General features: G+C 51.9%; 25 protein-coding genes. 1 reads left to right on the forward strand and 24 read right to left on the reverse strand.

The window, feature by feature from the left end; all coding sequences use genetic code 11:
* Window positions 1–27: 27 nt before the first annotated feature.
* From R70723_RS32180 to R70723_RS18930, 18 genes are all read right to left on the reverse strand, one after another.
* Window positions 28–1557 (reverse strand): flagellar hook-length control protein FliK, encoded by a 1530-nt coding sequence (locus R70723_RS32180; RefSeq protein ID WP_052421382.1) that lies wholly within the window; start codon window positions 1555–1557, stop codon window positions 28–30.
* A 27-nt stretch (window positions 1558–1584) separates the two neighbouring features.
* Window positions 1585–2526 carry a MotE family protein gene (locus R70723_RS18850; protein ID WP_052421383.1) on the reverse strand — a complete coding sequence of 314 codons (942 nt, stop codon included), beginning with the start codon at window positions 2524–2526 and terminating at the stop codon, window positions 1585–1587.
* A gap of 18 nt (window positions 2527–2544) precedes the next feature.
* Window positions 2545–2988 (reverse strand): flagellar export protein FliJ, encoded by a 444-nt coding sequence (gene fliJ / locus R70723_RS18855; protein WP_039874286.1) that lies wholly within the window; start codon window positions 2986–2988, stop codon window positions 2545–2547.
* 6 nt (window positions 2989–2994) lie between these two features.
* Window positions 2995–4308: a flagellar protein export ATPase FliI gene (gene fliI / locus R70723_RS18860; RefSeq protein WP_039878987.1), complete on the reverse strand. Its 1314-nt coding sequence runs from the start codon at window positions 4306–4308 to the stop codon at window positions 2995–2997.
* Complete coding sequence (locus tag R70723_RS18865) at window positions 4301–5149, reverse strand: FliH/SctL family protein (protein ID WP_039874288.1); 849 nt, start codon at window positions 5147–5149, stop codon at window positions 4301–4303. The genes fliI and R70723_RS18865 overlap by 8 nt, the downstream gene beginning before the upstream one ends.
* Window positions 5142–6158 (reverse strand): flagellar motor switch protein FliG, encoded by a 1017-nt coding sequence (fliG, locus tag R70723_RS18870; protein WP_039874291.1) that lies wholly within the window; start codon window positions 6156–6158, stop codon window positions 5142–5144. Before fliG ends, R70723_RS18865 begins: the two co-directional genes overlap by 8 nt.
* A 4-nt stretch (window positions 6159–6162) precedes the next feature.
* Window positions 6163–7752 carry a flagellar basal-body MS-ring/collar protein FliF gene (gene fliF / locus R70723_RS18875; protein WP_039874293.1) on the reverse strand — a complete coding sequence of 530 codons (1590 nt, stop codon included), beginning with the start codon at window positions 7750–7752 and terminating at the stop codon, window positions 6163–6165.
* Window positions 7753–7786: 34 nt separating this feature from the next.
* A complete protein-coding gene (gene fliE / locus R70723_RS18880) occupies window positions 7787–8095 on the reverse strand; it encodes a flagellar hook-basal body complex protein FliE (protein ID WP_039874295.1) in 309 nt (102 codons plus the stop codon).
* 29 nt (window positions 8096–8124) lie between these two features.
* On the reverse strand, window positions 8125–8577 hold the full coding sequence (gene flgC, locus R70723_RS18885) for a flagellar basal body rod protein FlgC (RefSeq protein ID WP_039874297.1): 453 nt from the start codon (window positions 8575–8577) through the stop codon (window positions 8125–8127).
* A gap of 6 nt (window positions 8578–8583) precedes the next feature.
* Window positions 8584–8991: a flagellar basal body rod protein FlgB gene (gene flgB, locus R70723_RS18890; protein WP_039874299.1), complete on the reverse strand. Its 408-nt coding sequence runs from the start codon at window positions 8989–8991 to the stop codon at window positions 8584–8586.
* Between the two features lie 380 nt (window positions 8992–9371).
* Complete coding sequence (hslU, locus tag R70723_RS18895; protein ID WP_039874301.1) at window positions 9372–10772, reverse strand: ATP-dependent protease ATPase subunit HslU; 1401 nt, start codon at window positions 10770–10772, stop codon at window positions 9372–9374.
* Window positions 10773–10805: 33 nt separating this feature from the next.
* Window positions 10806–11348: an ATP-dependent protease subunit HslV gene (hslV, locus tag R70723_RS18900; protein WP_039874302.1), complete on the reverse strand. Its 543-nt coding sequence runs from the start codon at window positions 11346–11348 to the stop codon at window positions 10806–10808.
* A 120-nt stretch (window positions 11349–11468) separates the two neighbouring features.
* Window positions 11469–12827 (reverse strand): FADH(2)-oxidizing methylenetetrahydrofolate--tRNA-(uracil(54)-C(5))-methyltransferase TrmFO, encoded by a 1359-nt coding sequence (gene trmFO / locus R70723_RS18905; protein WP_039874303.1) that lies wholly within the window; start codon window positions 12825–12827, stop codon window positions 11469–11471.
* A gap of 26 nt (window positions 12828–12853) precedes the next feature.
* A complete protein-coding gene (gene topA / locus R70723_RS18910; protein ID WP_039874304.1) occupies window positions 12854–14950 on the reverse strand; it encodes a type I DNA topoisomerase in 2097 nt (698 codons plus the stop codon).
* Window positions 14951–15039: 89 nt separating this feature from the next.
* Window positions 15040–16158, reverse strand: a complete 1119-nt coding sequence (gene dprA / locus R70723_RS18915; RefSeq protein WP_039874305.1) for a DNA-processing protein DprA — start codon at window positions 16156–16158, stop codon at window positions 15040–15042.
* A gap of 218 nt (window positions 16159–16376) precedes the next feature.
* A complete protein-coding gene (gene sucD / locus R70723_RS18920) occupies window positions 16377–17306 on the reverse strand; it encodes a succinate--CoA ligase subunit alpha (RefSeq protein ID WP_039874306.1) in 930 nt (309 codons plus the stop codon).
* A gap of 46 nt (window positions 17307–17352) precedes the next feature.
* Complete coding sequence (gene sucC / locus R70723_RS18925; protein WP_039874308.1) at window positions 17353–18510, reverse strand: ADP-forming succinate--CoA ligase subunit beta; 1158 nt, start codon at window positions 18508–18510, stop codon at window positions 17353–17355.
* 237 nt (window positions 18511–18747) lie between these two features.
* Window positions 18748–19212, reverse strand: coding sequence for a MarR family winged helix-turn-helix transcriptional regulator (locus R70723_RS18930; protein ID WP_039874309.1), 465 nt, complete (start codon window positions 19210–19212; stop codon window positions 18748–18750).
* Between the two features lie 149 nt (window positions 19213–19361).
* Between R70723_RS18930 and R70723_RS18935 the strand changes: the two genes are divergently transcribed.
* Entirely contained in the window at window positions 19362–19790 is a 429-nt protein-coding gene (locus R70723_RS18935) for an organic hydroperoxide resistance protein (RefSeq protein WP_039874311.1), read from the forward strand.
* A gap of 146 nt (window positions 19791–19936) precedes the next feature.
* On the opposite strand, the gene R70723_RS18940 is transcribed toward R70723_RS18935, so the two are convergent.
* The 6 genes from R70723_RS18940 to R70723_RS18965 all read right to left on the reverse strand — a co-directional run bounded on the left by R70723_RS18940 (window position 19937) and on the right by R70723_RS18965 (window position 26002).
* Window positions 19937–21667, reverse strand: coding sequence for a YifB family Mg chelatase-like AAA ATPase (locus R70723_RS18940; protein ID WP_039878988.1), 1731 nt, complete (start codon window positions 21665–21667; stop codon window positions 19937–19939).
* A 181-nt stretch (window positions 21668–21848) separates the two neighbouring features.
* Complete coding sequence (locus R70723_RS18945; RefSeq protein ID WP_039874314.1) at window positions 21849–22358, reverse strand: metallophosphoesterase; 510 nt, start codon at window positions 22356–22358, stop codon at window positions 21849–21851.
* 181 nt (window positions 22359–22539) lie between these two features.
* Entirely contained in the window at window positions 22540–22956 is a 417-nt protein-coding gene (locus R70723_RS18950; RefSeq protein ID WP_052421384.1) for a hypothetical protein, read from the reverse strand.
* Between the two features lie 141 nt (window positions 22957–23097).
* Window positions 23098–23484, reverse strand: a complete 387-nt coding sequence (locus R70723_RS18955) for a YraN family protein (RefSeq protein WP_039874316.1) — start codon at window positions 23482–23484, stop codon at window positions 23098–23100.
* A complete protein-coding gene (locus R70723_RS18960; RefSeq protein WP_039874318.1) occupies window positions 23481–23786 on the reverse strand; it encodes an EscU/YscU/HrcU family type III secretion system export apparatus switch protein in 306 nt (101 codons plus the stop codon). The genes R70723_RS18955 and R70723_RS18960 overlap by 4 nt, the downstream gene beginning before the upstream one ends.
* Complete coding sequence (locus R70723_RS18965; RefSeq protein ID WP_039874320.1) at window positions 23783–26002, reverse strand: hypothetical protein; 2220 nt, start codon at window positions 26000–26002, stop codon at window positions 23783–23785. The genes R70723_RS18960 and R70723_RS18965 overlap by 4 nt, the downstream gene beginning before the upstream one ends.
* Window positions 26003–26060 lie beyond the last annotated feature (58 nt).

Consider the following 26060-nt stretch of genomic DNA (forward strand, 5'->3'; position numbering starts at 1 on the left):
TAAAAATTCACCTCACTTTTCATAAAGCTATGCCTTGGCCGAAAAGCTGCCATCCTGGTTGCGAATTTCCTGCCGGTTATTCACCGCCCATTCCTTGAACTCTCCGTTCAGCTCAGCAGCGAGCACTGCATCCCCGATATCTTCACGCCGGTCTCTGGAGCTGCCGTTTTGCTGGCCGCCTGAATTTTGCTGGCGTCCCTGTTGTCCATTGAACTGGGAGAAAAGCGGTGTGCTTTGTGTTACTTCAAGCTTTTCTACCTGAATCCCCTGAGATTGTAAAGCAGCCCGAAGCTGGCTCATCTGCTGCTCCAGCATTTCTTTGGCCCCGGAATGAACTGTTGCAAACTGGGCAATCAAATTCCCGTTCTGCATTGTAATCTTCACATCAACCTGCCCCAGATTTTCAGGGAACAAGGTAATAATCGCCTCGGCTATTCCGCCTTTACGTACTATTTCAAGTTTGCCGCTGATAAACGTATCCATCTGCTGGGCAAATTGACTGACGGGTACCTTTGGTGATTCAGCCTTTAGCGGTGCTGCGAGGCCTTCTCTAATTAATAATTGGCCTGCGGTCACTACATCATTACTGTCAGCAGTTGCTCTCACTTCTGGCACAGACTCTTCTGCTTTAGCGGAATTGCCACTTTCTGCAGCAAGAGGTGTTTTGGTCAATACGGAAATGCTGTTCTCTTCTGTTGCATTTGCTGCATTAGCTACAGGTGCCAGAGGATTTACATCAGACCGTTCACCAGTACCTGCCGGAATTGCAGGGGGTGTAATGGTTGCAGCAGTTGTAGCTGCCGATGAATTAACAAGAACCGGAACCACTTTTTCAGATGGCTGCGATTTGCCTCCGTTGTCTGCTGCGACATTGTTTTTGACAGGCACAAGAGCTGCGGAATCTGTGTGATTCGAACCTTTGCTCTTGGCTTTGTTCTCAGTAGCAGCCGCTTCAGTCATGATAGCGGAAAACTGTTTCAATAGTTCAGCACCCGAACCTGTTAGTGCCTGATCCCCTTCCACATTTGCCTGCTGCAGCATAGTAACCAAACTGTTAAGCTCATCCTGAACCGCGAAACGGATTGTTTCAGGATTCTGGGCGAGCGGCGAAAGCACGGCATTTCCGTTACCTTCATTAGCACCCTCTTGATCTGGTGCTCCCTTTCCTGATAGCAGCTGGGTCACCTGCAGAAGCCAGCCCTGAAGTGCTGCCAGCAGTGCCGGATCGGCAGCGAGGCTTTCATCAAGCTGTTCCATATCCTCTGTCAAATTTTGCAGCAAGTCAATGTGACTGGCACTATCTGCCTCTTCTCCGCCGGACTGCACAGCAGCCAGCAGACCTTGAAGCAATGAAGCTATCCCTCCGGACTGGGGTGCTGCTCCAGCCTGGGTGTTTGCTCCGTTCATTGTCTGAACGAGCTGCTGGGCAAATGGCTGTGCTGCTGCGCCTCCTGCAGCCGCAGCCGTCCCGGAAGCTGAAACTGTTCCGCCTGCTCCGGCACCTCCGCCAGCCTGAAGCATATTGCCTGCGGAAAATGATGATACAACTAAACTCATATTTGTTTTCACCTCCTTTCAAGCAAATTATTTACCGCCCATCAGACGGTTCAGAATTTTTGCGGATAGGGCACTGTCCTTCTTGGTCATTTCCGCCAAAATGGAGGATCTTACAGTATCACCAACCGTATTCAGCACCGTGATTACTTTGTCCGGGCTCACAGTGTACATTGAACTAAGCAGTGCAGCCGCTTCTGCAGCCGGCATTGACGTAAAGGTCTGGCTCAGCTTTTCCTGATCCAGATTGCCGGATGCCGCAGGAGCAGCAGCCGTGTCAGCCTGGTTCTGTTTGAGCCTTGATTGAAGGGCTGCAATAGCCATATCGGTAGAATTAGTGGATTCCTTTAGCTTTATTGACACTTCCGCCGCCATTTCCGGGTCCATTTTTTCAAGAATGGCCGTTTTGCTGGCGTTGTTCATCGCGCTCAAAATCTGCACCTGCTCTTCTGCAGTCAGATTCTCCATAATCGGCGCTGCCTTGGAAGCCTTCATGCCTGAATACAGCTTAGCAAGCTCAGTCACCTTGTCCTGATAGGGATCCTCTTCCTCCACAGCAGCCTTCGCCGCTGCAGCCTCTGCCGTCATCGTGTCAATCTGCTTTTGCAGCGCTTCAACCTGTGTTGCCTGCTCTGTCTTCTCGTTGTTAATCTGTTGCAGCTGCGCATCTTTTTCGGCAAGCTGGGCTTTGAGCTCCTTGATCGTTGATTCTGAGCTTTCCGCCTGCTCCTTGCCTCCTTCTTCTTCTGCCGCTTCACCTCCCGGCTCGGCAGGGGGATCAGGAATCCATTGACTGACAAAAGGGAGCTTATTCCCCACTTCCAGCGCTTTGTTGCGGATATCCATATTAAAAAGAGTCAGCAGCACTCCAAGCAGCACGAGCGTAAAAATAATCGGTATCATCAAGAACAAAAATCGCTCAAATTTGCTTGCCGACTCTTCATTTTCAAGTTCCATATCATTATTAGCCACTGGCGGAAACCTCCCGGGTTAGAGGGATTTCATCGCGAAGCGGACGGTAGCCATCTCATCCAGTTCGTTTTGTTCCCGTAAAATCATATCCTGCTGAAAAATATTCTGTGCCTTGTCTCTGGCCTTCAGCCAGACCTTCTCATCCAGTACCTTTGTGCTAAGGTGATCCTGCTTGTGCTGAACCTCCTGGTGGGCACGTCTGATGTCTGTATGCTTGCGGGCAATACAGGAATCCAGGTACTGCACATAATGCTGCATTTCAATAATTTTAGCCATCGGCGTTTTTTGTTCAGCTGCGTTCTGCAGCGACAGCATCAGTGAACTGCGCTGGGCCATTAATTCATCAAGGCTTTTTTCCTGTGCCTGCAGTTCTCCGAGTGCAGTTGAGAGCATCCACTCTGCCTGTGTTTTCTCGTTGCCCTTCAAGTCCACAACTTTTTGAAAAGTATAATGGAACCTCATTGCCTATCAACTCCTTGAGAACTGTGAAATTAGAGACTGTTGAACCTCGGACAAAGTAACCTTCTCATTCACCTTCTGTTTGGTGAATTCCCAGATGCTGTCGATATAGTGCATGGACTCGTCAATCTGGGCGTTGGAGCCCCGCTGGTAGGCCCCGATATTGATTAAGTCTTCAGAATCCTTATACACAGCCATCAGCCGCTTTACATTCTCAGCCGCGGCAATTTGCTCCTCAGGTGCGATATCCTTCATCACCCGGCTGATGCTTGACAGAACGTCGATAGCCGGAAAATGTCCTTTATTGGCGATACTTCGGTTAAGGACAATGTGCCCGTCCAGAATTCCCCGCACGGCATCAGCGATCGGCTCATTCATATCATCACCGTCGACGAGCACGGTGTAAAAGGCTGTTATAGAGCCCGTAGGGCCGGTCCCTGCCCGCTCCAGCAGTTTAGGAAGACTAGCGAATACAGAAGGCGTATAGCCTCTCATAGCCGGCGGTTCGCCGACCGCAAGTCCGACCTCCCGCTGGGCCATCGCGTAACGCGTAACCGAGTCCATCATTAGCATAACGTTGAGGCCGCGGTCCCGGAAATATTCAGCAATGGTGGTAGCAATCAGCGCTCCCTTAATCCGGATCAGGGCGGGCTGGTCAGATGTGGCGACCACTACAACCGACCGCTGCAGCCCTTCAGGACCCAGATCACGCTCAATAAAGTCAAGGACTTCTCTTCCGCGTTCCCCGACCAATGCAATGACATTGACATCAGCTGCGGTATTCCGGGCAATCATCCCCATCAGCGTACTCTTTCCTACCCCTGAGCCGGCAAAAATACCTACCCGCTGGCCTTTGCCAATAGTCAGCAAGCCATCGATTGCTCTGACGCCGATGCTGATCGGTTCATGCACACGCGGACGCGTTAGCGGATTGGATGGAATATTGAAGGTGGAGCTATGCGGCATCCGTGCCGGAATCAGCGAGCCGTCAAGCGGCTGGCCAAGCCCGTCAAGCACCTTGCCCAGCAGCTCAGAGCCTACCTGGACGCTCAACGGTTTACCGGTGCCAACCACATCGCAGCCCGGCCCGATGGCCTGCAGCTCGCCAAGCGGCATCAGCAGCACCTTATTGTCCCGAAAACCCACCACCTCTGCCTGAAGGGGTTTGTTGCCTTTGGCAGGGTAGATATAACACACATCACCGATGCTGGCATCCGGACCCTCCGACTCCACCATCAGTCCGATAACCTGGGTGACCTTCCCGTTGATTCTGACCGGATCAAAATTCCGCAAATGTTCTTTATACCGCCCACTGTCAAGCATCGGCTTCCCCATTTCTGTGCTCCTCAGTGTCCAGTGCGATTCTCACGAGCGATTTTTTGATTTCTCCAAGCTGGGTGTCAATCCGTGCATCAATGCTGCCGAAGGAGGAACGGATGACACACCCCATATCCTTCACTGTGGAATCAGGCAGTATCTGAAGCTCGGCTTGTGAATCTACAGCAAGCGCAAGCTCTTCCCGGGCCGCATTGACAAAGGCAAACTGAGAAGGAGAGACACACAGGGAGATCAGTCCCTGCTCCCGTTTGCGCGCCAGATTTTTGCGGATCAGATCCATGGCGAATTGCGGCTCTACCGTCAGCTGCTTGTCTACTATCTTCTCGGCAATAGAGCAGCTTAGCTCCACCAGGAAAGGCTCTGCTTCCTGAATAATGACGTCGCGCGCCTTGTATGCCTCCTGCAGCACCATACGCGCCTCTTCCATCATCTCATTCATTCGTATGGCCATATCATGCTCTGCCTGTGTAAGACCTTCCTGATAGCCTTGCTGAAACGCTTCGGATTTGACTCCTTCTATCAAATGCTCGTCCTGTTCCCGGCGCTGGCGCCACCATTCTTCCGCTTCTGTCCGTGCCGATTCCACAATATTTTCAGCTTCCAGCGATGCACTGCGCACCTGTTCTTCAGCAAAATCCTGAGCGTCCTTCAGCATCTGCCTGCGGCTCTGCTCTGCCTCTTCACGGGCCGGGTCGTGATAATGAACCACGCTTGCCGGCTCCTCCACAACTGAGGCCTCGGCAATTCCAGCATTCTGTCTGGCCTGTTCCAGCCGTTTAAGCACATCTACCGGAACATATTGGGAGTGTTTGATCAGCTTAGACAATTATGTCATCTCCTCCGCCACGGGCGATGATAATTTCACCGGATTCTTCCAGTCTGCGGATCGTGCCTACAATGCGTGTCTGGGCTTCCTCAACATCACGCAGCCGCACTGGACCCATATATTCCATTTCCTCGCGGAAGGTTTCGGCCATCCGTTTGGACATATTGCGGAAAATAACATCCCGCACCTCTTCGCTTGCCACCTTGAGTGCCAGCTGCAGATCGGCGTTTTCGATATCCTTGATGATACGCTGGATCGAACGGTTGTCGACGTTGACGATATCTTCGAATACGAACATCCGCTTTTTGATCTCTTCGGCCAGCTCCGGATCCTGAATTTCCAGTGAATCGAGAATGGTCCGCTCTGTTCCCCGGTCCACGCCGTTCAGAATCTGTACGATAGATTCGATACCGCCGGCATTCGTGTAATCCTGAGTCACAGTTGCCGACAGCTTTTGTTCCAGTACCCGCTCGATTTGGGTAACAACCTCCGGCGAGGTACTGTCCATAATCGCAATTCTTCTCGCCACCTCTGCCTGCTTCTCCTGAGGCAATGAGGACAGAATGGTGGCTGCCTGTTCAAATTGAAGATAGGACAAGACCAGGGCGATCGTCTGAACATTCTCATTTTGAATGAAATTCAGAATTTGGTTAGGATCAGCCTTACGTGCAAAGTCAAAGGGTCTGACCTGCAAAGTCGCCGTCAGGCGGTTGATGACCTCAAGCGCCTTGGCTGAACCAAGCGCCTTTTCAAGAATTTCCTTAGCGTAGTTGATACCGCCCTGGGAGATATATTCCTGTGCGAGACAGATTTGATGAAACTCGGACATAATCGACTCTTTTTCCATGCTGTCCACCTTGCGGACATTGGCTATTTCCAGAGTGAGCTGTTCAATTTCTTCGTCTCGTAGATGTTTGAATATTTGCGCCGATACCTCGGGCCCTAGTGTGATAAGCAGGATCGCCGCCTTTTGGCGGCCGCTGAGACCCTGCTGGCTAGCTTTTGCCATTAGTTCACCTCTGTTCGTCTGCAAGCCATGTACGCAGCAGGTTTACGAATTCATCCGGCTTCTTCTTCGCCAGGCTTTCCAGTTGCTTGCGAACCTGACTTTCATTCGTCACGCTCTCCAAGTTAATGGACGGGAATTCAGTAGGAACCTGTAGCGGAATGTCTTCTTCCACTTCTTCCTCTTGCTTATTCTTGCGGCTCCGGTAGATCAAGAAGCCTCCGCCGGCACCGACTAGCAGCGCCGCTGCTCCAATTGCCCAGATCATCCATGTCGGCAGCCCGCCCGCGCTTGCTGCAGCCGTACTACTTCCAAATTGCTGCGAGTAAACAAAGACTTTATTGTCCAATTCCTCGTCAGTATAAGCAACTCCTGAATCTGCAAGTGACGCGCCCACAATATTAACCAGAATATTCTGAATTGCGTCCGAGGTAGCCTCATCCAAAGTTTCTTGTCCGGCAGGTGGTTCAACCGCGACATTAATGGTTAAATCTTTAACAGTATATGGGCTTGCAATAATATCCTTAGTAATACGGTTCACTTCAAAGTTTCTGGTCTCCGAAGATTCCTCAGAAGTAGTGGTGCCTGTATCCGCCCCCGAAGGATAACCTGCGACATCTTCCGACCCTGTACCTGCAACTCCACCAGTGCCGTTACTCTCACCCGAATAGGTATTGCTGATAATCTGTGAGCTTATCTCGATTCCCCGGATATTTTCCGTATCCACAGGCGTGACTAGGTTTTCCGTACGGTTTTCCTTGTCAAAGTTGAGTTTGGAGAATACCAGAACATCCACTTTATCAGGGCCTGTCAGCGTACTGAGAAATTGTTTTACATTCTTTTTGACTTCGTCTTCAAATTTCTTTTGAAGGGCAAAGTTCTCTTCCACCTGGCTGGATATTCCGGCTTGTCCGCCTCTGGCTGAAGGCATTAATTCAGTCTCGTTACTGGTGATCGTGATGTTATCAACAGGTAAATTCGGGACACCGGTCTTAACTAAATTAAAGTATCCATCGATATTATCCTGTGTCGGCCTGAAACCCGGATCAAAAGAAAGCACAATGGACGCATAAGCCTGCTCTTGGCCTTCCTGGGCCGCAAAAACAGTTTCTTTCGGGAGAGTAATTAATACTTTAACATCCTTAATTCCCTGCATCCGTCTCATCAGCTGCTCAATCTCACCGTTCAGCGCGTTATTGTATTTAACATCAAACTCGCTGTCTGTTGTACCAATCATAGATGAGGATTCATCAAAAACCTTGTATCCGATTGAGCCCTCCTGAACAATCCCCTGAGATCCGATATCCACCTTAATACGGTTAGCCTGGGTGCTTGGAACTGAAATGCTTCTGCCATCCGGACTCAGCTGGTAAGGAATTCCCGCAGAATCCAGGTAGGCCATAACTCCGGCGGAGTCAGTACTGTCCAAATCCCGAAATGCCACTTCATATTCCGTCTTCGAAAGCTGCACCGTCAAAACTACGATTATTACGATAATGATAGAGAGAGTAGAGAAAAATAATATTTTTTGTTTACCGCTAAATCTGTTCCAATACTCGTTTACTTTCTCTTTGTATTGGGCAAATCTTTCATTCACAGTGTCACCCCATCCGAAACTAAGCTAGGATTATTTAGATCTGAGTTCTCATAATTTCCTGATAGGCTTCAATCACTTTGTTCCGGACTTGTGTAGTCAGCTGCAAACTCAGTAATGCCTGTTGTGAAGAAATCATCGCTTCATCGATATTGACTTCTCCCAGAATAAATTTGTTATTCATGTCCTTTGCCTGCTGCTCCTGGGCAGCCACCTGATTCAAAGCGTCTTCCAGAAATGTTCCAAAGCTTTGACCGGAACCGGCCGCTTCACCCGTCTGTGCTGTTGCGGATTTCATGGCAAGGGGCTGGACAGTCTGTGTTCCAATCATAAGGTTCTGTATCAATGATTACCCTCCTAAAAATTCTTTTAAGCCTACTTCCCTATCTCGAGCGCTTTGCTTACCATAGCCTTGGATGCATTAAGCATCGTTACATTAGCTTCATAAGAACGGGAGGCAGACAGCATGTCTACCATCTCTTTAGTCAGATCGACGTTAGGCATAAAGACATATCCTTCTGCATCCGCATCCGGATGGCTCGGATTATAGACGGGCTTCAAAGGCGAAGCATCCTCAATAATAGACTGCACCTTCACACCCTCGGTCCCGCTGCCGCCATTCATCTTGGAATTCAGAATATTGGAAAAGCTGTTGTTCTGCTCGGTTCCAAGCACGACAAGCTTGCGCTTATACGGAACAGCCTTACCGTCAACTACCGAAGCCCTGGTCGTTTCAGCGTTTGCAATGTTAGAGGAAATCACGTCCATCCGAAGCCGCTGCGCAGTCAAGGCAGAGGCACTGATTCCAAAGCTGCTACCAAAGTTCACTATATATTACCCTCCCTGCACAACTGTACGCATCATAGTAATCTGACTGTTTAACTGTTCGATATACGAGTTGTATCTTAGCTGGTTCTCGGCGCTGAGCGCCATCTCGCGGTCCATATCCACATTATTGTCGTTGTTATTCATCGATATTGATGCATCTGTACTCACGACAGCAGATGGTACAGCGGAAACGTACCCGAATTGGAAGTGGCGAGAATCAGTTATCTTCGCACCAAGTGTCGGCTTCAATCCATTCTCCTGCCCGGCAAGTAAACTTTCAAATGAAACATCTGAGCGTTTAAATCCCGGTGTGTCCGCATTAGCGATGTTGTTGGCCAGGACACTTTGTCGTTTAGTGGCGGCAGCAAGGCCTCCCTGTAATCTCTGAAAACTGACACTGTTCAGCAAACCCATGGAAATCCCCCTTCCAAAGCTATCATAATGAAAAGAATTCCACAACTTCTCGCGAATCCCTGCTTGTTTCGACAAAAAAAGCTAAATTTCTTACTATTTTTATCCTCCAAGCAGTCGAAAGCTGTCGATGGAAAGTTCTATAAGCAATCTCATCTACATTGATTCTCGTAGAATTTGTATATTATTACAATAAGAAATAAGCCCTATCTTTTCAGAAAAGAGAGGGCTTAAAGCATGCTTTTTCAATTATTTGCCATTTTTATGCCATGAAATGCCTTCATTTGTCAATATATTGCACGTTTTAACTCTTTTTCTCGACTTTTATGCAAGTCACTAATTCAATATACCTAAATTTAAAGTAAAAGCAATTATTAACTTCTTTATAGAATATATTGACTCAAATCGCGGTCCTGCGCGATTCCTGCCAGTTTTTCGCGAACATACTCCGGTGTAATCACCATAGTCTCCAGTGTCAGCTCAGGCGCTTCAAAAGAAAGGTCCTCCAGCAGCTTTTCCAGGATTGTATGCAGACGCCGCGCACCGATGTTCTCCATGTTCTGGTTAACAGAAGCAGCAATTCTGGCAATCTCCTGAATCGCCTCATCCTTGAACTGGATTTCAATATTCTCTGTCTTAAGCAGATTAACATATTGCTTGGTAAGTGCATTCTGCGGCTCGGTCAGGATGGATACAAAATCATCGAGTGTAAGACTGCTCAGCTCCACACGGATCGGAAAGCGGCCCTGCAGCTCCGGAATGAGGTCAGAGGGCTTGGCGATATGAAATGCCCCGGCTGCAATGAACAGCACGTAGTCTGTCTTCACAGGACCGTATTTGGTCATTACTGTAGAGCCCTCGACGATAGGCAGTATATCCCTTTGCACGCCTTCACGGGAGACATCAGGTCCTGATCCCTTACCCTGGCTGGCTACCTTATCAATTTCATCGATAAAAATAATACCGGACTGCTCTGCCCGGGCAACCGATTCCTGGATCACATCATCCATGTCAATCAGCTTGGCAGCCTCATCCTGAATCAGCACCTTGCGTGCTTCCTTAATTGGCAGCTTGCGTTTTTTCGTACGCTTAGGCAGCAGATTACCAAACATCTCCTGCATATTCATGCCCATCTGGTCATTTCCCTGGCCGGCAAACATATCGAGCATCGTTGGTGAGGTATCCTCCACATCTATCTCAATAATGTCCTCCTCCAGCTGGCCTGCAAGCAGCTTAAACTTGATCCCGCGGCGGCGTTCGCTCAGGCTTCCGTCCTCCGGCTCATCCTTTGTGTCTTCCGGTCCCGCGTTATTCCCGCCGAAGATCATTTCGAACGGGTTGCGCTGGGATTTGTTCTTCGAGGATGAAGGAGCCAGAATCGAGACGATCCGTTCGTTAGCCAGCTCTTCGGCACGGTCCTTCACCTTCTCCGTCCGTTCAAGCTTGACCATCCGGATGGAGGTTTCAACCAGATCCCGGACCATAGATTCCACGTCGCGGCCCACATAACCTACCTCGGTGAACTTAGTAGCCTCTACCTTAATGAACGGGGCATTGACCAGCTTGGCCAGCCGGCGGGCAATCTCGGTTTTGCCGACACCGGTAGGTCCGATCATCAGGATGTTTTTAGGAACAATTTCATCGCGCAGCTCATCACTCAGCTTGCTGCGGCGGTAACGGTTGCGCAGGGCAACAGCCACCGATTTCTTAGCCTGCTTCTGGCCTACGATATATTTATCAAGTTCAGCGACGATCTGGCGTGGTGTGAGCGATTGATTCACCATTACGACTTCCTCCCTCTTTCTGTGGCACCGTGCCTACAATTGTTCAACGATAATATTGGAATTGGTATATACACAAATCTCGGATGCGATCTGAAGCGCTTCCCTCGCAATCTCAGCTGCACTCAGATTTGGTGCATGGCGCTTAAGCGCCCGTCCTGATGCCAGGGCAAAGTTCCCCCCTGAACCGATGGCGAGCACATCATCATCCGGCTCAATAATCTCTCCGTTACCGGAAATAAGCAGCATGCCTTCCTTGTCCATGACGATCATAAGCGCCTCCAGCTTGCGCAGAATGCGGTCCTGCCGCCAATCCTTTGCGAGCTCAACCGCTGAACGCTGCAGGTTGCCATGATGCTCCTCCAGCTTGCCCTCAAACTTCTCAAACAGGGTAATGGCATCGGCTACGGAACCCGCAAAGCCGGCGATAACTTGTCCTCTGTACAGCCGGCGCACCTTTTTGGCAGTCGTCTTCATAATTACACTTTCACCGAAAGTGACCTGGCCGTCGCCTGCGATCGCGGCATGGCCGTTATGTCTCACGGCACAGATGGTAGTTGCATGAAAGCTGGGTAACATAATTTGGCAACCTCCTTGAATAAACTCACTTCTAAACGCAAATGAACTTAAGAATGAAGGTCCTGGCATCCTTAAGTTCATCCTCTATAAATCATAAGCTTATGCTGCGCAAACTTCAAATTATGACTGGTCCTGCTCCACTGTCACGGTTTCTTTATATTCCAGGCCTGTCCGGCTTGCAAAGTCAGCCAGGCTATCCAGTGCCCGGTGGGCAAGTAGCTCATTTTTTTCTTTTTTGTTGCGGATTTTATTCGGCAGCTTCGGCAGCAGCCCGAAGTTGGCATTCATCGGCTGGAAGTGCTTCGGATCAGCAGAAGTGATATAGGCTGGCATGCTGCCCAGCACACTATCCTCAGGAAAGACTAGTCCCTCTTGACCCTGAGCGGCTCTGGCTGCATTAATTCCGGCAATCATACCGGATGCGGCGGATTCCACATAGCCTTCAACGCCCGTCATCTGTCCCGCGAAGAACAGCCTTTCGTGACCCTTCATCTGGTAGGTAGGATGAAGCAGCTTAGGAGAATTAATAAAGGTGTTGCGGTGCATTACGCCGTAACGGACATATTCAGCATTCTCCAGGCCCGGAATCATTGAGAATACGCGTTTTTGCTCGCCCCATTTCAGATGGGTCTGGAAGCCTACCAGATTGTACAGTGTGCCTGCGGCATTATCCTGGCGCAGCTGAACAACTGCATAAGGCAGCTTGCCTGTATGGGGGTTAACGAGTCCAACCGGTTTCATCGGTCCGAACAGCGCTGTCTGTTTGCCGCGCTTCATCATGATTTCAATCGGCATGCAGCCTTCGAAATAAATTTCCTTCTCAAAATCCTTTAATGCTGCAGTTTCAGCTGTAATAAGCGCATCATAAAACCGTTCAAACTCCTCTTCATTCATCGGACAGTTTAAATAGGCTGCTTCTCCCTTATCGTACCGGGAAGCCAGATATACCTTACTCATATCAATGCTGTCCTTCTCAACAATTGGAGCTGCCGCATCATAGAAGTAGAAGTACTCTTCCCCAAGCAGTGCCTTGATCTCGGAAGAAAGAGCCGGGGAGGTCAAGGGACCGGTGGCAATTACGACAATCCCTTCCTCAGGCAGCTGCGTCAGCTCTTCATTTATAACCTCCACGAGCGGATGGTCGTGCAGCGTACGGGTGATCTCTCCCGAGAACCCGTCACGGTCAACTGCCAGCGCACCGCCGGCCGGGACCGCATGACGGTCGGCTGCTCCGAGTACCAGCGAGTTAAGACGCCGCATTTCCTCCTTCAGTACACCTACTGCATTGCCAAGCCCGTTCGCCCGCAGCGAATTGCTGCATACCAGCTCGGCAAACTGGTCGGTATGGTGCGCCGGTGTTTTAACCACCGGTCTCATTTCATATAGTCTGACCGGAACCCCGCTTGAGGCAATCTGCCAGGCAGCCTCACTGCCGGCAAGGCCCGCGCCGATTACTGTTACTTTTGCTGTGTCTTTCAAGTTCTGTTCCTCCTGCTAACGGTCTGTTATTCTGCTAATTCATCGCTTTCAAGCACTGCTTCCGTGTGATCACAGGAAGTGCATTGCAGCTTGGTTCCTTGCTTGTTGCGCTTTTCCACCATCCACGATCCGCAAGCAGGACATGGTTTAATGGACGGACGGTCCCAGGAAACAAAATCACAGCCAGGGTACTGGTCACACCCATAGAACACCCGTCCTTTTTTACTGCGGCGCTCCACGACCTTGCCTTCGTTACACTTAGGACAGGTAACCCCAATGTCCTTTACAATCGGCTTGGTATTACGGCAGTCCGGGAAGCCGGAGCAGGCCAGGAACTTGCCGAACCGGCCAAGCTTATACACCATAGGTTTGCCGCATTTCTCGCAGAGCTCATCCGATACTTCATCTTCAATTTCAATTTCCTTCATTTCTTCCTCGGCAAACTCCAGCCGCTTCTCAAAGGATTCGTAGAATCCGGCCAACACTCTGACCCAATCCTCTGCCCCTTCCTCGACGTGGTCAAGGTCCCCCTCCATGTGAGCAGTGAACTCCACATCAAGGATTTCCGGGAAGAATTGCTCCATTTGCTCTATAATCAGCTCGCCCAGCTCTGTCGGCATGAATTTTTTCTCTTCGATCGCCACATAGCCGCGTTTCTGGATTGTTTCCAGTGTAGGGGCATACGTACTCGGACGGCCTATGCCCAGCTCTTCCATCGTTTTGACCAGGCGTGCTTCCGTGTAACGCGGCGGCGGCTGGGTAAAGTGCTGCTTAGGTTCAATGGCCTGCTTGTCGAGCTCGTCGCCAGCCTTCAGCGGCGGAAGGAATTTCTCCTCATCCGTCGTTCCGTCATCGTTGCCTTCCACATAAACCTTCATAAAGCCGGGGAAGGATACCTTGGAGCCTACAGCCCGGAATATGGCTGTTCCCGCAGTAATATCTACCGAGAGGGTATCGAGAAGGGCCGAGGACATCTGACTGGAGACGAAGCGCTCCCAAATCAGCTTATACAGGCGGAATTGATCCCGGCTCATGTATTCCTTGACGAGTTCAGGCTCCCGCAGTGCAGAGGTCGGGCGGATCGCTTCATGCGCATCCTGCGCCCCTGCTGCTTTTTTGGAATACTGGCGGGGCGTTTCGGGAATGAATTTTTCACCATACTTACCCAGAATCAGTTCTTTCGCCTCATCCTGGGCCGTTGTGGAAATACGTGTTGAGTCAGTACGCATGTAGGTGATCAGACCGACTGTACCCTCTTTGCCTAGCTCAACGCCTTCATACAATTGCTGGGCCACGGACATCGTTTTGGCAGCGCGGAAGCCAAGCTTACGGGCAGCCTCCTGCTGAAGCGAGCTTGTTGTAAACGGTGCGGAAGGATGACGCTGTCTTTCCTTTTCCTTTACCTCGGCTACTCTGAAGTCCGCATTCTTGATAACCTCCAGAACCTCCTGGACGTCACTTTCCTTACCCAGCTCTTTTTTCGCGCCGTTCAGCTTATGAAACTTCGCTTCAAAATCAGTGCCCTTGATACCCAGCTTCGCAGTGATGCTCCAGTATTCAGTCGGGACAAATGCCGAAATTTCATTCTCACGGTCCATTATGATTTTAACCGCAACCGATTGCACCCGGCCGGCTGACAGGCCCTTTTTGACTTTCTTCCATAATAAAGGGCTGATCTTATAGCCTACCAGCCGGTCCAGAATACGCCGGGCCTGCTGCGCATTAACCAGATCCATATTGATTTTGCGCGGAGTCTTGAAGGCATCCTTGACCGCCTGCTTCGTAATTTCGTTAAAAACAACCCGGCACTCCTCGGTGTTATCCAGATCCAGCGCATGCGCCAGATGCCAGGCAATTGCTTCCCCTTCGCGGTCCGGGTCAGCCGCCAGATAAACTTTTTTCACTTTTTTTCTGGCGTCTTTAAGTTCCTTCAGAATTGAACCCTTACCGCGGATCGTGATGTACTTGGGACTGAAGTCATTCTCCACCTCTACGCCAATCTGACTCTTCGGCAAATCTCTGATATGCCCCATAGACGCCTTTACAATATATTTACTGCCTAAATATTTGCCGATTGTCTTCGCTTTGGCAGGCGATTCGACAATGACTAATGTATCCGCCATAGATTGATCCTCCTAAAAGTGATGTGAGCATTGCCGCCAATCCGTCTTAAAGTACTGATAGACTATGCTCAAATTCTGTTCCTTCTATATTAAATTACCTTATAAATTGCACCCGGCAATTGTGTTACCGCTTTTTTTATGATTAAAGATAACAGAACTGAATGCAAATGTCCAAAATCCCAGCTTGTTCTGGAGAGCAGCTCATCCAGTGTAAACGGGCCTTGATGCAGTATATGGTATAGGTGAGACTCCTCACTTGTCAATTTCTTTTCGGTGAGCCTGTCATCAGAACAGGTATCCTGGCATCTGTTTTCTCCCGCTTTTTCTGTATTTGCCGGTAAAAAAGCTATGTATTCCTCAATAATATCTTCAGCACAGGTTACTAGCTTTGCCCCTTGCTTGATCAGATCCAGCGCGCCTCTGCTCTTCGGGGAGGTAACCGGTCCGGGAACGGCAAACACGTCCCTTCCGGCCTCAAGGGCTGCATCGGCGGTTATGAGCGAGCCGCTGCGGGAATCCGCCTCGACAACCACCGTCCCGAGCGTCAGTCCGGCAATAATCCGGTTTCGCTGCGGAAACAGTCCCGGATGGCTTTTGGTGCCCAGCGGATATTCGCTCAGGACAAGACCTTTGCGTGAAATTTCCCGCTCCAGCTCACGGTTCTCAGGCGGATAGACAGTGTCGAGCCCTGTAGCAACCACTGCAATCGTTCTCCCGCCGCTGGCCAGAGCAGCCTCATGGCAGACGCTGTCGATGCCGCGGGCCAGTCCGCTGACCACAGCAAAGCCGGCACGGCAGAGCTGCTCCGCAAGTATTTCCCCGATTTTACGCCCATAGGCTGTCGGCACCCGTGTCCCCACCATGGCGACCGCAGGCTGTGACGCAAGCTTCAGAGAACCGCGGTAATACAGCACCCATGGCGGCTCAGCCGCTTCTTTCAGCATAGGAGGATATTCCTCATCTAGAATGGTAACCATCGCCGCGCCGCTTTCTTCCATTAAAAGACGGCGCCTTTCGACCCATCCGGCGTCAAATTCTTCGGTTAGCCGCTGTGACATTTTCGCGCTTAATCCGACCTGCTGCCACTCTTCCGCATGGCAACCAAACGCACGATCCGACAAAAGTCCCGCCCGGCGGATTTTGTCGATGCTTTTCCAGCCAATCCCCTCCACTTCATTCAGCCCGAATAACAAATCACGTGTGTCCATATGTACGCTCTCCCTTTGACGGGAAGGGCCAGCCTTCCCTATTTTGTGATAATGCGGATAAAAATGCAAGCGCGGTCACAGCAACAGCTGAATTGAACGCAAAAAAGCAACCCTTTACCCTGCGCACAGGAATAAAAGGTTGCTTACCTTTAACAAATCATACTACTTGATGAATAGCAGCACAATGATTTTTTGGACAAAGCTTCACCGTATCAGAATTAATGCGTGGTAAAAGCGTTCAAAATACCGCGCTCCTCCAGCACACTCACCAGCGTTGATCCCATTTCGGCCGGAGTTGGCGCGACCCTGATTCCGCAGGACTCAAGCACAGCGATTTTTTCGCTGGCAGTGCCCTTGCCCCCGGAAATAATCGCTCCGGCATGGCCCATCCGTTTGCCCGGAGGTGCCGTAACCCCGCCGATAAATCCGACCACAGGCTTCGTCATGTTCTCTTTGATCCACAGCGCAGCCTCTTCCTCTGCCGTTCCGCCGATCTCGCCGATCATAATGACTGCCTTTGTGCCGGGATCTTCATTAAACAGCTTCAGAATATCAATAAACTCCGAGCCTTTAACCGGATCGCCGCCGATTCCGACAGCCGAGGACTGCCCGATCCCGCGTTCAGTCAGCTGGTGCACCGCTTCATAGGTAAGGGTTCCACTGCGGGAGACTACGCCTACATACCCGGGGGTATGGATATAGCCCGGCATGATGCCGATTTTACACTCTCCCGGAGTAATAACCCCCGGACAGTTAGGTCCGATAAGCACGGTGGACTTTCCTTCCATATAACGCGATACCTTGACCATATCCAGCACCGGAATGCCTTCGGTAATGCAGATAACGAGCTCCAGCCCGGCATCAACCGCTTCCATGATGGAATCCGCAGCAAAAGCCGGCGGCACATAAATCACACTGGCTGTCGCACCGGTTGCAGCCTTGGCCTGGACAACAGTATCGAATACCGGCAGGCTTACCTCGCTCCCGTTTTCCAGAGTAATAGTAACAGAGGTTCCGCCTTTGCCCGGAGTTACTCCTCCTACCATCTGGGTCCCGTAATCCAGTGCACCTTTGGTATGGAACAGGCCTGTCGAGCCGGTGATTCCCTGTGTGATCACTTTCGTATTTTTATCTACAAGAATGCTCATGATTTAGGTCACATCCCTACTTAGTTTGTCGAATACGAGTACGGGGTTACACAAGAGACACAATTTTACGGGCGCCGTCCGCCATGGAATCTGCTGCCACGATATTGAGTCCGGAGCCGGCCAGAATCTGCTTGCCGAGTGCCACATTGGTGCCTTCAAGCCGGACAACGAGCGGTTTGGTCAGACCCAGCTGCCGGGCCGCTTCCACCACACCCTCAGCAATAACATCACAGCGCATAATGCCGCCGAATATATTGACAAAGATGCCGTTCACCTTATCGTCAGACAAAATGATTTTGAACGCTTCGGTAACCTTCTCAGTCGTCGCACCGCCCCCTACATCCAGGAAATTGGCCGGCTCGCCGCCGTAATATTTAATGATATCCATTGTCGCCATGGCCAGCCCCGCACCATTGACCATACAGCCGATATTGCCGTCCAGGGCGATATAGCTGAGATCAAATTTGGAGGCTTCGATCTCTTTCTCGTCTTCTTCATCAAGGTCACGAAGCTCTTGAATATCCTTATGGCGGAACAAAGCATTGGAGTCAAAATTCAGTTTGGCATCAAGTGCCATTACATTTCCGTCAGCAGTCACAACCAGCGGATTAATCTCGGCAATCGAGCAATCTTTATCCACAAAAGCCAAATAGAGCGCTTGCATGAACTTGACCGCTTTATTGACCAGCTCATTCGGGATAGCGATGCTGTAAGCCAGTTTGCGTGCCTGGAAGGTCTGCAGTCCTACAGCCGGATCAATGATTTCCTTAAAAATTTTCTCCGGATGGGATGCTGCCACCTCTTCAATTTCCGTTCCGCCTTCTTCGGAGGCCATCATAACTACCCGGCCGGAGCTGCGGTCTACGACAATTCCAATATAGTATTCCTTGGCAATCTGGCAGCCCTCTTCAATAAGCAGCCGCTTCACTTCCTTGCCCTCCGGTCCGGTCTGATGGGTTACCAGTGTCTTTCCGAGAATTTCGCCCGCATAGGTGCGGACCTCATCCAGGGACTTGGCAACCTTGACCCCTCCGGCCTTTCCTCTTCCGCCTGCATGAATCTGAGCCTTCACTACCACCACCGGTGTACCGAGTGATGCCGCAGCTTCTACTGCTTCCTCCACTGTATAAGCTACTTTTCCGTTCGGTACGGCAACGCCGTACTTCTTAAGTACTTCTTTTCCCTGATACTCGTGGATATTCATACCGGAAGCCTCCTAAAGTGTTGCGGCGGCTTATGCAGGCAGCCTGCAGCCATGCCGCATTCCGTTTTGATCAGCGGGGTACAGATTTGCACCTACCTATAGTATATAAAGTGAAACCCAGAATATTGTAACATGATTCAATTCCGCTTTCCTCAAAAACTTTCACTATTTATACATATATTTTCGCTTGATTTCATGCCGGAATGCGAACGGTTGCATTGACACAGGCTTGTACTACTATTTAGATGCTTTGTTATTTGCTTCATGAACCCTTCCCAGCAGGTCCTTGAACTGGCCCAGAAGATGGACAAATTCCTCAGCGGAGAGCATCGCGCCTTCTGCCATTTTGGCCGGAATACATACAGCTTCGTTCTTCAGCTCCCAGCCTTTTTCGGTCAGCGAGATGAGCACCTTCCGTTCATCCTGCAGGGAACGTTCACGAAGAATAAGGCCTGCGGCCTGCAGCCGCTTCAGCAGCGGAGTCAGCGTGCCTGAATCCAGGAACAGGGCTTCGCCAAGCTCCTTAACCGTACACTGCTGCTTCTCCCACAGCACAATCATAACCAGATATTGCGAATATGTTAGTCCGATTTTGTCTAGATGAGGCTGATACAGCTTCGTAAATTCACGCGAGCATGCGTAGATCGTAAAGCACAGCTGATTATCAAGCATCAGTTCAGGGGTAGTTGTTGGTTCTTGCATTTTTTCTTCACCTGCCTTTATGTCGTTATTTTATCACAATTCACTTGCAATATCATGTTAATAGCAAAAAATTTATTGACTATATTATATTTTGTGTTAAATTAAATTGTGTACAATGTTTATTAAATACAAAACAGGAGTGATTAATTATGATGACTATTCAACAAAAAATGTATGAAACAACAGTAAAAGCGGTAGGCGGAAGAAACGGTTATATTGAATCTGAAAGCCCTAAGCTGAACCTGACCATCAGCACACCCCGCGAAATGGGCGGAGCCGGCGGAGAAGGCACTAATCCCGAGCAGCTGTTTGCAGCCGGATATTCCGCCTGCTTTGACAGCGCACTGAATATGGTAGCCCGGCTCGGTAAAATAAAAATTGAAGGCAGCGAGGTTACCGCTACTGTAAGCTTTGGAAAGGTTGAGGACGGCGGCTTCGGCATCGCTGTGAAGCTTGACGTGCTGGTAAAGGGTGTTGACCACGAAACTGCCAAGCAGCTTGTAGAAGCCGCACATGGCGCCTGCCCTTATTCCCGCGCTACCCGCGGCAACATTGCTGTTGAGCTTAATGTGCTTTAAGCTTTTCATTTGCCGGTGAATTATCCCGGTATGAAACAAGCCGTCCGGAACAGATCCGGGCGGCTTGTTTATGCTGCAGACTGCTAATACGCAGCTTCGCTAAGGGATTAAAGCTGTAAACGGACATATATAATGAAGGAAAAGATTCAGAACAGCTCCTCTGTTACGACCTGCCGGTCCAGATTCCGGTATTGCACAGCTTCCGCCAGGTGGGCAGAGCTGATCGCTGCCGCACCCTCAAGGTCGGCAATGGTCCGGGCGAGCTTAATAATCCGGTCATGCGCCCGCATGCTCAGACCCAGGCTCTCCAATATTCCTTGCAGCAGTATGCTGCTCTCTTTATTTAGGGCAGCATACCGGCGGAGAGCCGCTCCCGATAGCTCACTGTTCCAGGAAATAGGGAGCTTGCTGTAGCGCTCTGCCTGAAACTGCTGGGCTCTCAGTACGTCTTTGCGCATTTCTGCAGACGATAGGGCCGGGCTCTGCCCGTTCCAGTCTGAAGGACGGGGAACATCCACCTGCATATCAATCCGGTCCAGCAGCGGGCCGGAGATTTTGGCCCGGTACTGGGCAATCTTCGCCGGGCTGCAGGTGCACCGCTGCTGGGCTCCGGCATTCCCCAAATACCCGCAGCTGCACGGATTCATCGAGCAGGCCAGCAAAAAACGGGCTGGAAAGGTGAACGCAGCACGGGCGCGGCTTATTGTAACCTCGCTATCCTCCAGCGGCTGCCGCAGCACCTCAAGCACATTGCGCGAGAATTCAGGCAGCTCATCCAGAAAAAGCACCCCACGGTGAGCCAGGCTGACCTCACCCGGCTTAGGTATACCCCCTCCGCCGATCAGACCGGCTGCTGAAATGGTATGATGCGGGGCACGGAAAGGCCTGCTGCGCAAAAGCCCGTTGCGGGTATCCGTCAGCTTGCCGGCCGCGCTGAATATTTTGGTGACCTCCAGTGATTCACTGTCATTTAGCTCCTGAAGGATACCAGGCAGCCTCTTGATCATCATGGTTTTGCCGGTTCCGGGCGGGCCTACCAGTACAATATTGTGCATACCGGCGGCTGCAATTGTCAAAGCCCGCTTCACATGGCTCTGCCCAAGCACATCTGCATAATCCTCCTTTAACAATCCTTCTGACGGACTAAAGGCGCTGCTTGCATAGGCTTCCGGAATATACCGTAAGTGCTCAAGATCAAGTGCCATGACCGGCTGGCAGCTGCGGCCGGAATCATTCTTATGCTCCATTACAGTAACCGGAAACGGGAGCAGCGGCTCACTTTCCGGATGTACTGCAGAAGCTGCTGCAGCTTCCGGATTAACCGACTTCTCAACGGGTCCTTCAGCCTGACCGGCAGCCGACACCGTTATTTTGTCAGCAGGCTGAGGAAGCTCACGCAGATGACCGGCTGCATAGACAGCCATGCCGCTGATTAACGCAGCCTCAGCCGCATTGCCGTGCGGCACCAGCACTCTCTGAAGGCCGGAGCGCCGGGCAGCTTCAACCATCGGCAGGACACCTGTCACCGGTCTGAGGCTCCCGTCAAGAGCCAGCTCGCCGATCAGCAGCATTTCTGCAGCCGCCGGCATCAGCAATTGCCCGCTGGTTGTAAGAATACCCAGTGCAATCGCCAGATCGAAGGCTGAGCCCTCCTTGCGCAAATCTGCAGGAGCGAGATTGACTGTAACCCGCTGCTGGGGATAGCGGTATCCGCAGTTTTTGACCGCTGCGCGTACTCTTTCCACCGCTTCGCGGATAGCTGAATCAGGTAAGCCGATAATACTGGTCTGGGGCAAGCCGTTGGACAGATCAATCTCAACACCGATCATCACACCTTCGATGCCATACAGGCAGGCACTGTGCATTTTTCCGTACATAACAAAAAACACCTCTTCTCCTGAAATACGCCCGCGCAGGGCGTCATCACTCAAGAAAAAGGGTGCTTCCTCATTTTCCGCAGTCTTGCTATTTAATAACAGTATACAGTTACAGGCATGTCTGATCAAGCAATGCATAGCTGCCCGGAACGGCAGCACTTGTGCATATTTATGAAAATGTCTAACCTTCCTCACTGACGGTAACCGCGTCTCTAATCGCTTCAAATGACAGCGGCTTATACCCGGTATGCTCTACGCAAATATTATAATGATGCTTCCCTTCATATTTCTGCCCATGAATATGACCGTGCACATTTACGTAAGGCATATGCTTATTCATATACATCGGCTCATGGGAAAGGAAGAAAAAATCCTTATAGATTAGCGGGTATTCACTGACCTCGTCAAAGCCCGCCTCCAGCCACCAGCTCCGACCGCGGCCGCGGTCGTGATTGCCCAGGATCAGTATTTTGTAGCCCTGCAGGCGGCTGATAATGTCACGCGTCGCTTCGAGTCCGAGGAACGAAAAATCCCCCAGATGAAAAACAGTATCTCCCGCTCCCACCACAGCATTCCAGCTCTCAATCATCGCCTGATCCATATCCTGCACATTTGCGAAGGGCCGTGACTCAAAATCTATTATCAGCTTATGTCCAAAATGATGGTCCGATGTAAAAAAGACACCCGGCATTCTATAACCCTCCCGTTATGTAAAGAATGATGTCCCCGCATAAAGAATGGACTTGGTAGGAACGAACCCCACATAGTGGGGCTTAAGCTTCCAAAACCTTCATTAAAACAGCTTACCATCGGGCTGTTCTTTCAGAACGGCATCCGGGATCAGCGTAAGCCTAAGTCCAGCCTTTTTTGGTTTATCCTTTAGGCCAGTCCCGCTTGCTCGAACGCTGGTTGGAGTCTAAATGAATCAATTCCGCCAATGAAGGGATCTCTTCATGCTCCACCAGCCATTTGCGCATTTCCTTAATCGCCTCAACCTGACCATTCCCCCGGTCGCGCCAGGTCAGCAGCTCGATCACCCGGATGACGAGTGACATAAGACTGCTGTGGCTGCTCAAGCTTTTTTCAGCTCTGATCTTCTGGATCAGCGCCTCATTCTCCCAGTCGATCAGGATTTCCTCCGCAATAGCGGGACGCATAATGGTAAAGCTCTTGCTGCACTTGCTGCAGCAGATCACCGCTGAAGGCCGCTCTCCCATATCCACTTCTATCTTGTGATCACAATATTGGCAAGCAAAGCTCACCTGTATATTAACCGGTTGGTTATTCACGGGAACAGCCTCCTCATGGTAGCATTAAAAGTCACAATAATGTTTACCCATTTCCTTGGAGGAATGACCCAATCAGCACATCCGCACCAGGACTGGCCTCAAATTCAGACTCCATTCGGAAAGGAACGAGCCGCTCCTTGTTCAAAAAGCCTCCCGGATATGCCGGAGTGCAGCGACGCTTAAATCCGGATTCAGCTGCACACTAATTACATCAAATGAAACGGCGCACTCCTCTTGATTCCTCATGTGCAAATAGACCTTGGCTGTGCTGCGCACCTTACGGATTTTGCGGGCATCCACCGACTCCTCCGGCGTACCCGGCAGCGGGCTTCCGCTGCGGCTGCGCACCTCGATGAAAACCAGTACGCCCTGATATTCCGCAATGAGGTCGAGCTCACCGCTGCGGCAGCGCCAATTCCTCTCTAGCACAGTATAGCCCCGTGAGGCCAGATAGAGTGCTGCTGCTGCTTCAGCCGCAGCCCCTTTTAGCTTACGGTTATACCTTCCGCTTACCGGGAGTCCGCTCATTGACGGTTCCGCTTTCCGGCCTGCCGGTCACTCTGATATACAAAGCTCAGAATCTCTGCCACCAGGTTGTATAGCTCGGGCGGTATTTGCTGATCCAGATCCAGCTTGGATAGAACCTCAACGAGGGCAGCATCCTCCTGCACAGCCACCCCGTTCTCTTTGGCTTTCTGCAGGATAGCCTCGGCAATTACCCCCTGGCCTTTGGCCACAACCACCGGGGCATCGCTCTGTCCGGGAGTATATTTAAGGGCAACCGCCTTTTTCATCCGTTGTGACATTCCCTGCTTCTCGTGCTCACTCATATCCGGAAATCGACTCCTTTATAGGAATCGGGAGTAAATTCTGCCAGCTTTGCCGCCGCCGCTGCTCCGGAGGCAGCAGTCTTCAGCTCCGGCAGCGGCTCGGTACGCAGGCTGGAGAGCTGATAGCCTATGGATTCTACCGCAGCCGCTATATCCTCCCGTCTGCCCTCAAGCAGCTCCAGCATCCACGGGTCGTTATTATGCAGCTTCAGGCTGACAATCCGGTCCACAACCTGCACATCCACCAGGGTCTGGCCCAGCTGCTTCATGTCCAGGTCAAACCAGAGGCGGCAATTCGCCGCGTCCAGCTCACCTTTGCGGCCACGCCTTGACTGGATATGCACTGACGCCGTCTCCTGGCCGTCAGGCCCGTGCAGCGGCAGGAACAGCGTCACCTGCGCGAACGGCGCGGTGCGGTCCGTATTCAGCAGCAGCTGCTGGCCTGTCAGCTGCGCCACAAGCTGGCCCGCGGCATCCTTGACCGCGGGCGGGGCCTCGCTGCTGCCCATAACCTGCAGCAGCACGCCCTTCAGCGTATCGGCGGCGGCATCCGCCCCGCCGGCCGCTGCCTGCAGCGCCGCCGGCGGCAGCGCTGCTTCGCGCCCTCCCGCGGCTGCCGTGCCGCCGCGGATTGCCTGCTGCTCGTGCTCCGCACCGAGCAGCTTCAGCACCCGCCCGACCCAAGACGATGCGTCTTGGGCAGGAGCGGGTGCCTGGCCCGGCTGCTGCGCAGCAGCCGGGCTGTCCCCGCGCGGCGGTGCAGCCGCGCGGGCAGGGTCTTGCCCCGCCGCCGCAGGCGGGGCGTCCGCTTCAGGCTGGGCGGCAGCGCCAGCCTGGTCTGTGAGCTGCGGCAGCGTGCCGCGCAGCTCGGTGAGCACGCCCTGCAGCTTCGCGAGCAGGGCGCCTGCATTCCTCGCTGCAGAGGCGGAGCCTGCACCTTCCCCATCTCCTGCACTTCCTGTGCCTCTCGCACTTCCTGCACCTTCAGCACTTCCTGCACCTTCAGCATTTCCTGTGCCTCTCACATTCCCTGCGCCTTCAGCACCTCCGGCGCCTTTCGCATTTCCTGAACCTTCAACACTTCCGGCACCTTTCACACTTCCCGCACCTTCAGCACCTCCGGCGCCTTTCGCACTTCCAGTACCTTCAGCACTTCCGGCACCTTTCACACTTCCTGTACCTTCAGCACTTCCCGCACCTCTTGCACTTCCTGTACCTTCAGCACTTCCGGCACCTCTTGCACTTCCTTCACCTTCAGCACTTCCGGCACCTCTTGCACTTCCGGCGCCTTCTGCATTTCCGTTGCCTTTCGCACTTCCAGCACCATCAGCACTTCCGGTATTTTCTGCCTGCATAGCGCCTTTCGCATTCTCTGCAGTCCCGCCTGTCTTCACTGCGTTACTGCCCGGCCCCGCAGCTTCCTTTGCAGCAGCAGTCTCACCCGCTCCATTCTCCGCCAGCGCTGTCAGCGACCCGGCTTGAGGACTGGCAGGCTGTGTCCCCGCCTTAGTCTCCGCGGCAGCCTCCCCTGCCGCTGTACGCCCTCCAGCAGCTGCATTAGCTGGAGTCTCCGTGCCTGTGCGGGTAGCTGAAGCCCCAGGCTTGCCTTTGCCGGCTTCCTGCTGCGCCCACAAGCTAAGCTCCGTCTCAAGCTTAGCCAGCAGCTCATGCAGCTTCGGCCCAAAAACCGCCTGCTGCAGTCCCCTCACGCTCTCGGCTGTAACCGGCAGCCCCCGTTTTACCGACAGAACAGCCGATTCCAGCCACTCCGAGGTAGAGACCCCTTGCGGCTTGGCGCTCATAACCGCCTCCAGCTTGGCTGCGGTCTCCTTGGTCAGCGGAAGTCCTCCGGACTGCATTGCCTGAACAATCTCCTTGCCGGCCTTCGATTCCTTAAGCCCCAGCATTTCCAGCGTTTCGCCCATATTCTGCGGCGAAGCCAGTGCGGCATCGCCCGCCGGCACCGGCTTCAGCACCGGCAATCCGCCTTCTCCGGGAGGCGCAACCTGCAGCGTCATTGACTGCCCCGGCTGCAGCGGAGTCTCAAGCTCAGCACGGACCGGGGTTCCCTGAATCTGGACTACCGCCTCTTTACCGGATTCCGACACACTCAGAACCACACCGCGGACAACCTGTCCTTCCTTCAGCTCCAGCGTTTTGGCTTCACCCGGTTTGCTGTCGCCCAGCAGACCGCGGAACAAAGATCCGATATTCATGCCGCACTCCCTCCTCTCTAAAGCTCTTATTTTCTATTATATCGGCATTTGCCGCCCT

Source organism: Paenibacillus sp. FSL R7-0273 (assembly GCF_000758625.1).
Lineage (GTDB): Bacteria > Bacillota > Bacilli > Paenibacillales > Paenibacillaceae > Paenibacillus_AQ.